8 protein-coding genes and 2 tRNA genes are annotated in these 14,650 nt (G+C 69.4%); 8 read left to right on the forward strand and 2 right to left on the reverse strand.

Features of this window, described 5'->3' with window-relative positions; translation table 11 throughout:
• Window positions 1-334 precede the first annotated feature (334 nt).
• From M8542_RS36830 to M8542_RS36845, 4 genes are all read left to right on the forward strand, one after another.
• Complete coding sequence (locus tag M8542_RS36830; RefSeq protein WP_257924966.1) at window positions 335-3,697, forward strand: S8 family serine peptidase; 3,363 nt, start codon at window positions 335-337, stop codon at window positions 3,695-3,697.
• 228 nt (window positions 3,698-3,925) lie between these two features.
• Window positions 3,926-4,966 carry a 3-isopropylmalate dehydrogenase gene (locus M8542_RS36835; protein WP_257924967.1) on the forward strand — a complete coding sequence of 347 codons (1,041 nt, stop codon included), beginning with the start codon at window positions 3,926-3,928 and terminating at the stop codon, window positions 4,964-4,966.
• Between the two features lie 257 nt (window positions 4,967-5,223).
• The gene (cimA, locus tag M8542_RS36840; protein WP_257924968.1) at window positions 5,224-6,855 is read left to right on the forward strand and encodes a citramalate synthase; all 1,632 of its coding nucleotides are present in this window, start codon (window positions 5,224-5,226) and stop codon (window positions 6,853-6,855) included.
• A gap of 4 nt (window positions 6,856-6,859) precedes the next feature.
• Window positions 6,860-7,630: a fumarylacetoacetate hydrolase family protein gene (locus tag M8542_RS36845; RefSeq protein WP_257924969.1), complete on the forward strand. Its 771-nt coding sequence runs from the start codon at window positions 6,860-6,862 to the stop codon at window positions 7,628-7,630.
• Here M8542_RS36845 and M8542_RS36850 read toward each other — a convergent pair.
• Window positions 7,627-8,874, reverse strand: coding sequence for an FAD-dependent oxidoreductase (locus M8542_RS36850; protein ID WP_257924970.1), 1,248 nt, complete (start codon window positions 8,872-8,874; stop codon window positions 7,627-7,629). The two genes, M8542_RS36845 and M8542_RS36850, sit on opposite strands and share 4 nt — an antisense overlap.
• 95 nt (window positions 8,875-8,969) lie before the next feature.
• Between M8542_RS36850 and gltX the strand changes: the two genes are divergently transcribed.
• The 4 genes from gltX to M8542_RS36870 all read left to right on the forward strand — a co-directional run bounded on the left by gltX (window position 8,970) and on the right by M8542_RS36870 (window position 11,684).
• Entirely contained in the window at window positions 8,970-10,448 is a 1,479-nt protein-coding gene (gltX, locus tag M8542_RS36855) for a glutamate--tRNA ligase (protein ID WP_257924971.1), read from the forward strand.
• Between the two features lie 202 nt (window positions 10,449-10,650).
• Entirely contained in the window at window positions 10,651-11,385 is a 735-nt protein-coding gene (locus tag M8542_RS36860; protein ID WP_257925062.1) for an HAD family hydrolase, read from the forward strand.
• Between the two features lie 49 nt (window positions 11,386-11,434).
• Window positions 11,435-11,506 (forward strand) — tRNA-Gln (locus M8542_RS36865).
• 102 nt (window positions 11,507-11,608) lie between these two features.
• A tRNA-Glu gene (locus M8542_RS36870) sits at window positions 11,609-11,684 on the forward strand.
• Window positions 11,685-12,123: 439 nt separating this feature from the next.
• On the opposite strand, the gene M8542_RS36875 is transcribed toward M8542_RS36870, so the two are convergent.
• Complete coding sequence (locus M8542_RS36875; protein ID WP_257924972.1) at window positions 12,124-14,649, reverse strand: caspase, EACC1-associated type; 2,526 nt, start codon at window positions 14,647-14,649, stop codon at window positions 12,124-12,126.
• Between the last annotated feature and the right edge of the window lies 1 nt (window position 14,650).

The raw sequence follows: 14,650 nt of genomic DNA on the forward strand, positions 1-14,650 counted from the left end.
CAAGATCAAGATAGGTCTGGCGCTCGTCGCCCAGCTTCCTCGGACCTTGAGGCGACCGGTCCCCGCGGATCTCGAACACTGCAACCCCTCAACAGCTCAGGTGTTGCAACCACCACTAGAACCCAAGTCACCAGGCAGGGGGCCTTCGTGCGCAATCACATTCACATAACGGAGTCCTTTGCCTACGTAAGTAGGTGATTTGGGGCATTAAGTTCTCCCCGCGAGGTTGAACCAACGCGCCGTCGAGGGCACGGCGCTGTGCCGCGCTTCACCGTCGGGGGTGTCAGGAGCGGCAGGCAGGTTCGGGTCCAGACCTCGAGTAAGGGGCCGACTCATGAGCAGATCCCGCTTACCCGCTCGCGCCACCACGGCGTTCTTCGCCGTGGTGCTGGCCGCCGCGCTGGGCGCGCCGGTCGCGAGCGCCGCTGACGCCCCGCTCGCCGACGGTGTAGCGCCGGCGAAGATCGACGACGCGAAGCTGCAGGGCAAGCTCTCGCCGCGGCTGGGCGCCGCGCAGGGCCGCGTCACCGCGTTCGTCGAGCTGGCCAAGAAGCCCGCCGTCGACGCGTTCACCGCCACGCAGTCCCAGGGCAAGGAAGCCGCCAAGCGCGCCGCCCGGGCCGCCAAGGACGACACCGCCGCCGCGGTGAACTCGGTGCTCGGCCAGCTGCGCGCGGCCGACGCGAAGCCGCAGGTCGTCACCCAGACCGCCAACGCCGTCCCCGGCGTGGTCGTCACCGCTGACGCCGCGAAGCTGCGCGAAGTCGCGAAGCGGGCAGACGTCGTTTCGGTGCGCACGGTCGTCCCGAAGACCCGCACCAACGCCAGCGCCGAGCAGCTGACCAACACCCTCGCCGCGTGGCAGCAGACCGGCAAGTTCGGCGACGGCGTCCGCGTCGGCGTCATCGACGACGGCATCGACTACACCCACGCCGACTTCGGCGGCCCCGGCACGCCGGCCGCCTACAAGAGCGTCGACAGCACGAAGCCGACCCCGCTCTTCCCGAGTGCCAAGGTCGTCGGCGGCACTGACCTCGTCGGCAACGACTACGACGCCGCGACGCCCGGCAAGACCACCCCGAAGCCCGACGCGAACCCGCTCGCCTGCGGTGAGCATGGCACGCACGTCGCCGGCACCATCGGCGGCTTCGGCGTCACCGCCGACGGCAAGACCTTCAAGGGCGACTACAAGAAGCTGGACGCCAAGAAGGTCGACGCGATGCAGATCGGCCCGGGCACGGCGCCGAAGTCGCTGCTCTACGCGATCAAGGTGTTCGGCTGCACCGGCTCGACCAACGTCACCTCGCAGGCCCTGGACTGGGCGCTCGACCCGGACGGCGACGGCGACTTCACCGACCACCTCGACATCGTCAACCTCTCGCTCGGCTCCGACTTCGGCGCGCCGGACGACCCGGACTCGCTGTTCGTGCGCAAGCTCGCCGCGAACAACGTGCTGCCGGTGATCTCCGCGGGCAACGGCGGCGACATCAACGACATCGCCGGCTCCCCGGGCAACACCCCCGAGGCGCTCACCGTCGCCAGCACGCGGGACGCGGGCATCCTCCGCGACGCCGCCGAGGCCACCGCGCCGACCGCGGCCAAGGGCCAGAAGACCGGGCAGTACAGCCAGAACTACACCGGTTACGACACGCTGAACCTGACCGCGCCGGTCGTCACGCTCTCGGCGGCCAACAACGCCGGTTGCGCGCCGTACTCCGCCGCGGACAAGGCGAAGGCGGCCGGCAAGTTCGTCTGGCTGGAGTGGGACGACAACGACTCGACCCGCGCCTGCGGTTCGGCCGCGCGCGCCGGCAACGCGCAGGCCGCCGGGGCGAAGGGCGCGCTGCTTTCGTCCACTTTGGAGCACTTCAGCGCGGGCATCGCCGGCAACGAAGCGATTCCGATGTTCCAGTTCACCGGCTCCGCGACCAAGACGCTGCGTGCGGCGCTGACCGCGGGCACGCTGCAGATCCGGCTCTACGGCACCGGGCGCGCGTCGATCCAGACCTACGACAAGACCATCGTGGACACCCCGAGCTCGTTCACCTCGCGCGGCACCCGCGGCCCGGCCGTCAAGCCGGACGTCGCCGCGCCCGGTGACACGATCACTTCGGCCTTCCGCGGCAGCGGCAACGGCCGGACCGTGCTGAGCGGCACGTCGATGGCCGCCCCGCACACCACGGGCATCACGGCGCTGGTCCGCCAGTCCCACCCGGACTGGTCGGTCGAGGAGGTCAAGGCCTCGGTGATCGACACCGCCGGCCACGACGTCTCCGACGGCGCGGGCCACACCTACGCGCCGCAGCGCGTCGGCAGCGGCCGGATCGACGCCAAGGCGGCGCTGGACAACCAGGTGCTGGCCTACGTCCAGGACGACCCGGGCGCGGTGAGCGTCAGCTTCGGCACCGTCGAGGCGTCCGGGCCGGTGACCCTCTCGAAGACGATCAAGCTGGTCAACAAGGGCGTCACCCCGGCCGAATACACCGTGGGATACCAGGCGGTCAACGCGCTGCCGGGTGTCGAGTACACAGTGGACAAGCAGACGGTGAAGCTGACCCCGCGCGGCACCGCCAAGGTCAAGGTGACGCTGAAGATCACCGACCCCAAGGCGCTGCGCAAGGTCATGGACCCGACCATGCAGGCCACCCAGGCCGGCCTCGCGCGCCAGTTCGTCGCGGACGCCTCCGGCCGCGTCGCCTTCACGCCGAAGAGCGGGGCGAAGGTGCCGCTGCGGGTCGCGGTCTACGCCGCACCCAAGCCGGCTTCGACCATTTCGACTCCGGCGTCGGTGAAGTTCACCCCGGACGCGACCCAGGCCGTGCTGAACCTGAGCGGCAAGGGCTTCGACCAGGGCTCCGGCGCGCAGCGGTACCGCTCGCTGATCAGCGTGCTCGAGCTGCAGGCGGAGTCCCCGCAGCTGCCCGAGTGCGACGCGGACGTGGTCACCGACTGCACGGTGAACAACACCGCGAAGGGCGGCGACCTCCGCTACGTCGGCGCGGCTTCCACCGCTCCGCTGGCGAAGGCGCAGGGCGAGCCGGAGAACGCGGTCCTCGCGTTCGGCCTGTCCACCTGGGGCGACTGGGCGAACATCGGCAGCAACACCTCGCCGTTCGTCGACATCGACACCACCGGGGACGGGCAGCCGGACTTCGAGACCTACGTGACCAAGGCGACGGCGACCGACGTCCTGCTGGCCGTCACGGTCGCGCTGACCCCGGGCTTCCCGACCGTCGACATCCAGGCCGTCAACGGGCAGCTCGGCGACGTCGACACGAACGTGTTCGACACGAACGTGCTGACGCTGCCGGTTTCCCTGGCCGCGCTGGGCATCGACGCCAACGCCGACAGCCACCGGATTTCCTACACGGTGGGCGTGAGCGGTTTCTACGTCGCGCCGGGCACGACGAACGGGCTGATCGACTACGTCGGCACGCCGCTTTCGTTCGACGCGCTCGCGCCGGGCTACTCGGTGCAGGGCGGCGGCGACGCCGCGCTGGGCTACGTCGCGAAGCCGGGCACGGCGCTGGTCGTCACCCGCAACGCGGCCTCGGCCGCGGCGGACAACGCTCTCGGGCTGCTCGCCATCGAGCACCACAACGCCGCGGGGAACCGGGCGAACGTGGTCAAGGTGGACGCCGCCCAGGGCGCCCGGCCCGGCAACGAGCGTCAGCCGATCGGGGCTGGTCACCGCTGAGCCGGGGCAAGATCGATTGATGCAGGAACAGGGGCGTTCCCGGTGGGTTCCCACTGGGAACGCCCCGCTCACGTTCACCCGATCGGGTGTCTCACCCTGCGGGAGGATGCGGCATAAGGGTGGTGCGGCTACGGCCGTTTGTCTACGGCCGGTAACCTTCCGGCTGCTGGCGTTTTGTTGCGGTGGGCCATCGGTGCATCCGGTGGCCTCGTCGACGGAGGTGTGTGGATGCGGCTCGCGGTGATCCCAGGTGACGGGATCGGGCCCGAGGTGGTCTCCGAGGCGCTGAAGGTGCTCGGCGAAGTAGTACCGACGGCGGAGATCACGAACTACGACCTCGGCGCCGCCCGGTGGCACGCGACGGGTGAACTGCTCCCGGAGTCGGTGCTGGGCGAACTGCGCCAGCACGACGCGATCCTGCTGGGCGCGGTGGGCGACCCGACGGTGCCGAGCGGCATCCTCGAGCGCGGCCTGCTGCTGCGCCTGCGGTTCGAGATGGACCACCACGTCAACCTGCGCCCGGCGCGGCTGTATCCGGGGGTTCGGGGCCCGCTGGCCGACGCCGGTGACGTGGACATGGTCGTCGTGCGCGAAGGGACCGAAGGCCCGTACGCGGGCACTGGCGGCCTGCTGCGCAAGGACACCGAGCACGAGATCGCGACGGAGGTCAGCGTCAACACGGCGTTCGGCATCCGCCGGGTCGTCGCGGACGCGTTCAACCGCGCCGAGGGCCGCCCGCGCAAGCACCTGACGCTCGTGCACAAGACCAACGTGCTCGAGTACGCGGGTTCGCTGTGGTCGCGGATCGTCGAAGAGGTCTCGCTGGAGCACCCGGAGGTGACGGTCGCCTATTCCCATGTGGACGCGGCGACGATCCACCTGGTGACCGACCCGTCCCGGTTCGACGTGATCGTGACCGACAACCTGTTCGGCGACATCATCACGGACCTGGCGGCGGCGGTGACCGGCGGCATCGGGCTCGCGGCGAGCGGGAACCTGGACATCACTCGCCGGAACCCGAGCATGTTCGAGCCGGTCCACGGGTCGGCGCCGGACATCGCCGGGCAGGGGCTCGCCGACCCGACGGCCGCGGTGCTGTCGGTTTCGCTGCTGCTGGACCACCTGGGGCAGAAGGAATCCGCCCGGCGGATCGAGGCTTCGGTGGCGTTCGACCTGGCCACGCGGGACCAGGCTTCGCCGGGGGCCACGCAGGCCATCGGCGACCGGCTGGCGGCGCTGGTTTCGTCCAACGTGCGGACGGCCGGCTGAGGTCTTTCTCGTTCGGAAGAGCCCCGCGCCCCCGTGGCGCGGGGCTCTTTCGTGCCCGGGGTGTTCCCGGATGGTGGGAGCTTGACCCAGCTTGTGGACTTCGCCGGAAGTCCTGTGGCATGATGCGACCGTGACCAGCTTCGCGATCATTATCATCGAGCGCGCCGGACGATAGCTCCACAAGAGCCCCCGGCGCGCAACCTCTCGCACCCATGCGGGAGGTTTTTTTGTTGCCACGAAAGCCTTAGGAGAAGACCGTGACCCGCCAGGAGCCCGCCGATACCCCGCTCGGCGATGCCTTCCACCTCTACGACACGACCCTGCGCGACGGTGCGCAGCGCGAGGGCGTCACCTACTCCGTCCAGGACAAGCTCGCCGTCGCGCGGCTGCTGGACGAGCTCGGCGTCGGGTTCATCGAAGGTGGCTGGCCGGGGGCGCTCCCCAAGGACACGGAGTTCTTCGCCCGCGCCGCGAAGGGCGAGCTGAAGCTGAACCACGCGGCCCTCGTCGCCTTCGGGGCCACCCGGAAGGCCGGCACCACCGCCGACACCGATCCGCAGGTCCGGGCCCTGCTCGACAGCGAAGCCCCGGTCATCACGCTCGTCGCGAAGTCCGATCTGCGCCACATCGAACGCGCGTTGCGGGTCGACGTCGACGAAGCCTGTGCCATGGTCGAAGACACCGTCGGGTTCCTGGTGAAAGAGGGTCGCCGCGTCTTCCTCGACGCCGAACACTTCTTCGACGGCTACGCGTTTTCCCCCGAAACCTCCCTCCGGGTCCTCGACGCCGCCGCACACGCGGGCGCCGATGTCCTCGTGCTCTGCGACACCAACGGCGGCCAGCTGCCGCTCGGGCTCGCCGAGACCGTCCGCACCATCAAGGACAAGACCGGGTTCCGCCTCGGAATCCATTGCCAGGACGACACTTCCTGCGCCGTGGCGAACTCCGTCGCCGCGGTGCAGGCCGGCGTGACGCACGTCCAGTGCACCGCCAACGGTTACGGGGAGCGGGCCGGCAACGCCGACCTGTTCGCCGTGACAGGGAACCTCGTGACCAAGCTCGGCATGGACGTCCTCCCGACCGGAGGAGCTGCCGAGCTGACCCGGGTCTCCCATGCCCTTGCCGAAATCGCGAACATCGCCCCCTACACCCACCAGGCTTACGTAGGGGCGTCGGCTTTTGCCCACAAGGCAGGACTGCACGCGAGCGCGATCAAGGTGGATCCGTTGCTGTACAACCACATCGATCCGTCTTCCGTCGGCAATGACATGCGGGTGCTGGTCACCGAGATGGCCGGCAGGGCCAGCCTCGAGCTCAAGGGACGTGAGCTCGGGGTCGACCTTGCCGGCCGGCCCGAAGCGCTGACGAGCGCCATCACCAAGGTCAAGCGCCTCGAAGCCGAAGGCTGGTCCTTCGAGGCCGCCGACGCCTCCCTCGAGCTCCTGCTGCGGCAGGAGGCCGACGTCCCGGCCGAGGCGCCGTTCGAACTCGAGTCCTACCGCGTGGTCCTCGACCACCGCGCCGACGCCGAGGTCGTCTCCGAGGCGACGGTCAAGGTGCACGTCGGCGGCCAGCGCGTCATCGCCACCGCCGAGGGCATCGGCCCGGTGCACGCGCTCGACGCCGCGCTCCGGAAAGCGCTGAGTCCCCACCTGTCCTGGTTGGACAGTGTGGAGCTCGCCGACTACAAGGTCCGCATCCTCCAGGGCCACCCGGGCACCGACGCGGTGACGCGCGTGCTGGTCGAGAGCACCGACGGCGAACGCGAGTGGACCACGGTCGGCGTGCACGGCAACATCGTCGAGGCCAGCTGGCTGGCCCTCTGCGACGCACTGGTCCACAAGAGCACCACCGTGGCCCCGGTCACGGACCCGCCGCACGTAGACTGACGCCGTGCGCCTAGCCCGAATTGCTCATCCCGGTGGAGTCGCGTTCGCTTCGGTCGAAGGGGACGGTGACGACGCCCAGGTCCTGGAGATCGCCGAGCACCCGTTCGGCAACCCCAACTTCACCGGCAAGCGGTGGCCGCTGGCCGACGTCCGGCTGCTCGCGCCGATCCTGCCGTCCAAGGTGATCGCCGTCGGCCGCAACTACGCCAAGCACGCGGCCGAGTTCGGCAACGAGGTGCCCGGCGCCCCCATGCTGTTCCTCAAGCCGTCGACCACGGTCATCGGCCCGAACGCGCCCATCCGCCGTCCCTCGGGCGTCGGCCGGGTCGACTTCGAGGGCGAGCTCGCCGTCGTCATCGGGCAGCCGGTGAAGAACGTGCCCGCCGCGCGCGCCGCTTCGGCGATCCTCGGCTACACGGTCGCGAACGACGTCAGCGCCCGCGAGCTGCAGAAGTCCGACGGCCAGTGGGGCCGCGCCAAGGGCTTCGACACGTTCTGCCCGCTCGGCCCGTGGATCGAGACGTCGCTCGACGCCTCCGACCTGTCGCTCAAGGCCTCGGTCGACGGCGAGCTGAAGCAGGACGGCCGCACCTCCGACCTCGTGCACAAGATCCCCGAGCTGGTCGAGTTCGTCTCCGGCGTCATGACGCTGCTGCCCGGCGACATCATCCTCACCGGCACGCCCGAGGGCGTCGGCCCGATCGAGGGCGGCCAGAGCGTCTCGATCACCATCGAAGGCATCGGCACCCTGACCAACCCGGTCGAGAACGTCTAACGCTGCACCGGCTCCATCGGCCGCCGGGCGAACGCCGGAGCGTGCTCCGGCCGCAGCCCGAGGCCGAGGAGCCGGGCCGGGAAGTACGACAGCCGCGGGAACCGCGCGAACGCCTTGATCATCGGCGCCGGCGGGCCGTTGCGCTTGCCGTTCATCACCCCGCGCACGACCGTGCGGTGCATCAGGCGCTGCAGCCCCTGCACCATCAGCGTCGGCGCGAGCCGGCGCGAACGGACCTTCGCCAGGTCGGCCGCCGACGGGCGGCCCCGGCGCAGGGGCTCGGCCAGCAGCGTCGCCGCCGCGACCGCGTCCTGCACCGCCAGGTTGATGCCGACGCCGCCGATCGGCGACATCGCGTGCGCCGCGTCGCCGAGGCAGAGCAGCCCCTCGACGTGCCACTTGCGCAGCAGGTTGAGGCGCACGTCGAGGAACTTGACGTCGTCCATCGTCTCGAGCTCGTGTACCCGGTCGGTGAACTCGGGGCAGATCTGCGTCACGTTGTCGCGGAACGCCTCGATGCCCTGCTTCCGCAGGTCCTCGCCCTTCGGCGCGAGGTAGGCGACCTGGTAGAAGTCCGGCCGGGGGAGCGGGACGGCGAACCGGCGGTCCCGCATCTTCGGCAGCAGCATGCCGCCTTCCTCGCCTTCGCCGCGCGAGAGCCGGAACCACCAGACGTCGAACGGGCAGTCGTACTCGCGCGGCACCAGGCCGGCCTCACGCCGGGCCAGCGACCAGCGGCCGTCGGCGGCGATCACCAGGTCGGCGCGGATTTCGCCGGTCTCGCCGGCGCTCGTGCGGTAGGTGATGCCGGCGACGCGGCCGTGCTCGCGGACCAGACCGGTGCACTCCGTCTCCATCCGCTGGACGAACGTCGGCTCCTTGCGCGCGCTTTCGGCGAGCAGGTCGAGGAAGTCCCACTGCGGCACCATCGCGATGTACGGGTGGGGGACCTTCAGCCGGGTGAAGTCGGCCAGCTTCATCAGCGTGCCGTCCTCCTCCGGGAAGCCCGCGGCGGTCAGCTCGCTGTGCGGCAGGGCGTGGAACTTCTCGCCGAGGCCCAGCTCGTCGAGCAGCGTGAGCGTGGACGGGTGCACCGTGTCGCCGCGGAAGTCACGCAGGAAGTCGGCGTGCTTCTCCAGCACCGTCACCTCGACACCGGCCCGCGCCAGCAGGAGCCCCGTGACCATCCCGGCCGGTCCGCCACCGATGACGACGCAGCCCGTGCGCTCGGTCATCTCCACCATCTCCCCATCTATTCATCGCTTGTTGAATAAGCTGAGGATGCACCCGGCCGGTCCCCGGCGTCAAGCGTTGTGGCGACGGATACGCTGATCGGGCTATGAGTGAGACATCGGTGGTTCGCGCGCGCTTCTGTCCTTCGCCGACCGGCACCCCGCACGTCGGGCTGATCCGCACGGCGCTGTTCAACTGGGCCTTCGCCCGGCACAACCAGGGGCAACTGGTGTTCCGGATCGAAGACACCGACGCCGCGCGCGATTCGCAGGAGTCCTACGAGCAGCTGCTCGACGGGCTGCGCTGGCTCGGCATCGACTGGGACGAGGGCCCCGAGGTCGGCGGCCCCTACGGGCCGTACCGCCAGAGTGAGCGGCGCGCGATCTACGCCGACGTCGCCGCGAAGCTGCTCGAAGCCGGCGAGCTGTACGAAGCGTTCTCGACGAACGAGGAGGTCGAGGCGCGGCGCAAGGCAGCCGGCCTGGACCCGAAGCTCGGTTACGACAACTTCGACCGCGACCTCACCGACGAGCAGCGGGCCGCCCACCGCGCCGAGGGTCGCGCGCCGGTGTTGCGGCTGCGCATGCCGGACCAGGACCTCGGCTGGACCGACCTGGTCCGCGGCGACATCAGCTTCCCGGCGAACACGATCCCGGACCCGGTCCTGGTGCGTGCCAACGGCGAGCCGCTGTACACGCTGACCAACCCGGTCGACGACGCGCTGATGAAGATCACCGACGTGCTGCGTGGTGAGGACCTGCTGCCGTCGACGCCCCGGCAGATCGCGCTGTACGAGGCGTTGCAGCGGGTCGGCGTGGCGGAGTTCACGCCGCGGTTCGGCCATCTGCCGTACGTGATGGGCGAGGGCAACAAGAAACTGTCCAAACGCGACCCTTCGTCGAACCTCTTCAACTACCGCGACCGCGGGTTCGTCCGCGAAGGCCTGCTGAACTACCTGGCGCTGCTCGGCTGGTCCATCGCCGACGACTACGACGTGTTCAGCGTCGAGGAGATGGTCGCCGCCTTCGACGTCACGAAGGTCAGCGCCAACCCGGCGCGCTTCGACCTCAAGAAGGCCGAAGCGATCAACGGCACCCACGTGCGGGCCTTGCCGGCCGCCGAGTTCGTCACGCGGGTCACGCCCTACCTGGTCACCGCGGGTGTCCTGCCCGAGGCGCCGAGCGAGGAGCAGCTGGCCCGGCTGAGCGCGATCGCGCCGCTGGTGCAGGAGCGCGTCACGGTGCTTTCGGACGCGGCGGCCATGGTGCGCTTCCTGTTCGTCGACGAAGCGGCGTTCGCGCCCGAAGAGGACGCTGCGGCGAAGAACCTCGGCGAGGCCGCGCAGCCGGTGCTCGCGGCGTCGGTCGCGGCGCTCGAGGCGTTGCCTTCGTGGGAGACTGCCGCCATCGAGCAGGCGCTCAAAGACGCCCTTGTGGACGGTCTGGGTCTCAAGCCCCGCAAGGCTTTCGCCCCGGTCCGCGTCGCGATCACCGGCCGGACCGTTTCCCCGCCGCTGTACGAGTCCATGGAGCTGCTCGGCCGCGACGTCTCACTGGGACGTCTTCGCCGCGCGATGGTCGGATAACCGAAAGAAGACGGTTCGCCAACTGGGAGTAGAGCCGGTGCGCCGGAACGGGGCACCGGTAATCACCTCTTTGGCAGCGTCGCGAACGTGGCGGTTGCCCTAGCCTCACTGGGTGGATTTCGCCCTGGCACCCCGGACCCCGTCGCGAACCGCCCCAGCTGAGGCGGCGCCCGAACCCTGGGCGCCGCCTCAGCTGCGTTTGGTGTGCCTGGACATCGACGACACGTTGATCGACTGCACGGCCGCGATCCGCCGCAGCCTCCACATCCTCACCGGCCGGGGCGACCTGTGGCCGTTGTGGGACCTGATCACCGAAGAGCACGTCGCGCTGGTCGTCGCCGGCGAGCTCGACTACGCGACGATGCACCAGCGCCGCACGGACTGCTTCCTCGCCGAGATCGGCATCTTCGCCGACGCCGAGCAGGTGAGCTCGTTCGAGCGGCGCCGAAGAGAGCTGCTGGACCACTCGTGGCAGCTGTTCGACGACGTCCTCCCGTGCCTGGAATGGCTCCGCGCGGCCGGCCTGCTGCTGGCCGCCGTGACGAACGCCTCGGGCACGCACCAGCGGAAGAAAATGGCCGACCTCGGGCTGGCCCCGTTCTTCGACCACGTCGCCATCGCCGGCGAGCTGGGGGTGGCGAAACCCGATCCGGTGATGTTCCACACGGTCTGCGTCGGCCTGGGCTGTTCACCCGCCCAGGCCGTCCACGTCGGTGACAAGCTCGACACGGACGCGATCGGCGCCCGCGACGCGGGCTTGGGCGCGGTCTGGCTGGACCGCGACGACATCGGCGACCGCGCCCCGGAGGGCGTCCACACGATCGCGGGGCTGGCGGAGCTGCCTGAGCTGCTGGTTTCGGAGTACGCGACGATCGGCGTCCCGGCCCAGCGCATGAGTGGGACCCCCGCTTTCACGGTGCGGAACGGCGTGCTCTAGTATTTCTCCTCGTGCGGTGCTGAACCGGCGAGCCGGGAAAGTACCTCACTGGGGTATGGTGTAATTGGCAGCACGACTGGTTCTGGTCCAGTTAGTCTAGGTTCGAGTCCTGGTACCCCAGCTGCGGAGAGTGACCCCCCTGCGGGGCGAGAAATCGCCTCTGGTAAGTTCTCTCCAGCAAGAAAAACAGAAAAGCCCCTGGGAAACCAGGGAAAGATCCTAAGCCCCCGTCGTCTAGCGGCCTAGGACGCCGGCCTCTCACGCCGGTAGCGTGGGTTCGAATCCCATCGGGGGTACCAGCAGCATCCACGCAAGCTGCGTTGACCGAGGTCGACGCAGCTTTTTGCGTTGTGGATACCATCGCGTCAGAGATCCTTTCCGCGGCTTGTGCCGCTTCGGGTAAGTGATCCACAGGTAGTCTAACTGTGATCGTGACCTCATTGCCCGCCCCGCTGACGTGGACATTGAGTTGGGTGACTTCGAACAGCTCGTAGAGGAGCTCTCGCGGTGCCTTCGCCAGGTTGACGGCGAGGTTCGGGAGCGCGTCCACCCGGCTGAGGTCGGTGGTGCTCGAAGCGGCGGACGGTTCCGCTGCGTCGCGGCGGGCCCCCACAACCGGCGGACCTCCGAGTTGCTCGGACTCACCGGGCACCTTGTTGCGTGTCTTCGACACGGGTCGACGCGCTCGTGGGGTTCAGCGGATGAGAACCCGCCCGGGCCTGTCCCGCGTACCCTGAGCTAAAGCTTCGGAGGCGGACCTGATGCCAATCGGGCAACTGCCGCGTGCGGATCGAACAGGGCCACCGCACGCGCCGCTTCCGCGTCGATCACCACCCATTTCACGTTGCCGTTGGCCAAGTCCTTCGCGGTCACGTGCACGGTGGTGTTTGCGTCGATGTCGAAGGTCACCTCGATCCGGGGCACGCCCCGCCGGGCGCGTTCAATCCCGGTCAGGGTGACCGTAGCCAGCTGCAGGTTGCGGGAGACGTCGTCCTCTTCGCCTTGGAACACATGCAGTTGCAACGATGTCTGGTTGTCCTCGACTGTGGTGAACAGTTCCGAGCGTTTGGTGGGGATCGTCGTGTTGCGCTCGATGAGTTTGGCGAAGGTGCCGTCTTGGATTCGGATGCCGAGTGACCACGGGACCGCGTCGCTCAGGAGGGTGTCGCGGGCGTGGCCTCGGAGCACAGCGGCCTGGATCGACGCCCCGAGCGCGACGCCGTCCGGGATGAGACCGCGTCGTGGTGCGGTCCCGGTCAGTTCGGTGACCAGTCCGCCGATCGCGGGCATCCGGCTTGCGCCGCCGACCAGCAGCACCTCGTCGACGTCTTCGAGCGCGGTGCCGGAGTCACGCAGGACCGCCTCGATCGGGATCTTGATCCGCGTGAGCAGGTCCGCCGTCAAGTGCTCGAAGTGCCCTCGCGACAGCTGCTCGTCCAGCGACAGGCCCGCGGCCAGGTAGGGCACGCTGATCGCGGTCTGCCGGGCCGCGGACAACTCGATCTTCGCCCGCTCGGCGGCCTCGCGGAGCCGCCGCAGCGCTGCGGCGTCGGCGCGCAGGTCGATGCCGTGGGCAGTCTCGAACCTTGTCATCAGCCAGTCCGCGATCCGCGTGTCCCAGTCTTCGCCGCCCAAGTGGTTGTCGCCGCTGGTCGCCAGGACGCTCGCAATGACCAGGTTTCCTGGGGAGTCCGGCCTATCGGGCGAAAACCCGAGCTCGATGAGGGAAACATCGAAGGTGCCGCCGCCCAGGTCGAGGACCATGACGATCTGCTCGTCGGTGCCCTTGGCCAGGCCGTAGGCGAGTGCGGCCGCGTTGGGCTCGGTCAGGACGCGCTGCACGGTGAGGCCGGCTTTCTCCGCTGATTCGACGAGCGCGCGGCGTTCGGGCAGGCCGAAGTAGGCCGGGACGGTGAGCGTGACCTGGTGGATGCCGGCCTGCAGTGCCCGTTCGGCGTCTCGCACGAGGTGCCGGAGGATGACGCCGGCGATGTCTTCGGCGGTCAACCGTCGCCCGTCGACCTCGGTGGACCAGCCCGAACCGAGCCGGAGCTTGATCGCCGAAAACGTTCGCGCCGCATTGGTGACTGCTTGGTTCTTCGCTCGCTCGCCGACCAGCCAATCGCCGTCGGCGGTCAGGGCGGCGACGCTGGGCGTCGTCCGGTTGCCGAACTCGTTGGGCAGCACCCGGCATTCGTCGCCGACGTAGACGGCGACAGCCGAGTTGGTGGTGCCGAAGTCGATGCCGATCGGGTGTCCGCCGTCCGCCCAGGATTCCACGGCGGCGGGGACCGGCAGTTCGCCGAGGCCGCGTCCGAACCACAGCGCGCGTGCCTGCGCCGAGACGGTTCGGTCGGGGTCGGCGGCGAGCTGGGCGAGCAGGTCTTCGGCGGCGCGGCGGATGTCCTCGCGGCGGCTGCCGAGCAGGTTCTCCAGTTCGTGCAGAACGCCGATGCGCTGCCAGCCCAGTGGGCTCAGGCTCGTCTTCACCAGTTCGGCGGGGAGCTTCGACGCGCCGACGCGGGCGTTGTGGGCGAGCAGGATCGTCCCCTCGGCGCTGGACACGCTGCGGGTGGGCGTCTGGTTCGGCAGCTGGGTACGGACTTCGCGGTAGATGTAGTCGTAGAGTTCGCCCGCGCTGATCCGGCCGTCGAGGTCGAGGTCGGCATCCCCGGTGGCGAGCCCCTGCACGATTGCCTGGGTGAAGATCGACGGCTGGGCGGCGGCGCGGCTGGTCGTCATCGACTCGTGGCTGAACTGCAGGGCGTTGGACGCGGTGATCACGATGCGGCCCTTGCCGTCGAAAGCTTCGGCGACGTCGACCGAGTCGGCGGCGGAGCGGGTACGCAGGCCGCGGCTGTAGGCGCCGCTGTAACAGCAGTCCAGGAACACCACGACCTGCCGGGAGCGGGAGCTCTCGACCTGGTCGCTGATGAAAGTGCTGTCGATGCCGGTCGAGGCGAGGAAGTCGCGTTCGGTGTCGGTCGCGACGAGGAACAGCCGGTTGTCCCGGTTCTTCATGCCGTGGCAGGACAGGTGCAACCACAGGAGGTCTTCGCGGTCGGCATGCTGGAAGAACGATTCGATGGAGCGGCGGAACGCCAGGGCGCCGGCGTCACGCACGACCGTGACCTCGAAGCCGCCGATGTCGGTCTGTGCCAGCACGTCCGACAGAGCGACGGCGTCTTCGGCGGCGCCGGGCAGCTCGGCGAAGCCGGGGTCCTGGTAGTGCTGGTTGGCGATGATGAGGCAGCGGCGGGCCATG

The organism is Amycolatopsis iheyensis, from assembly GCF_024703995.1.
GTDB classification, from domain to species: domain Bacteria; phylum Actinomycetota; class Actinomycetes; order Mycobacteriales; family Pseudonocardiaceae; genus Amycolatopsis; species Amycolatopsis iheyensis.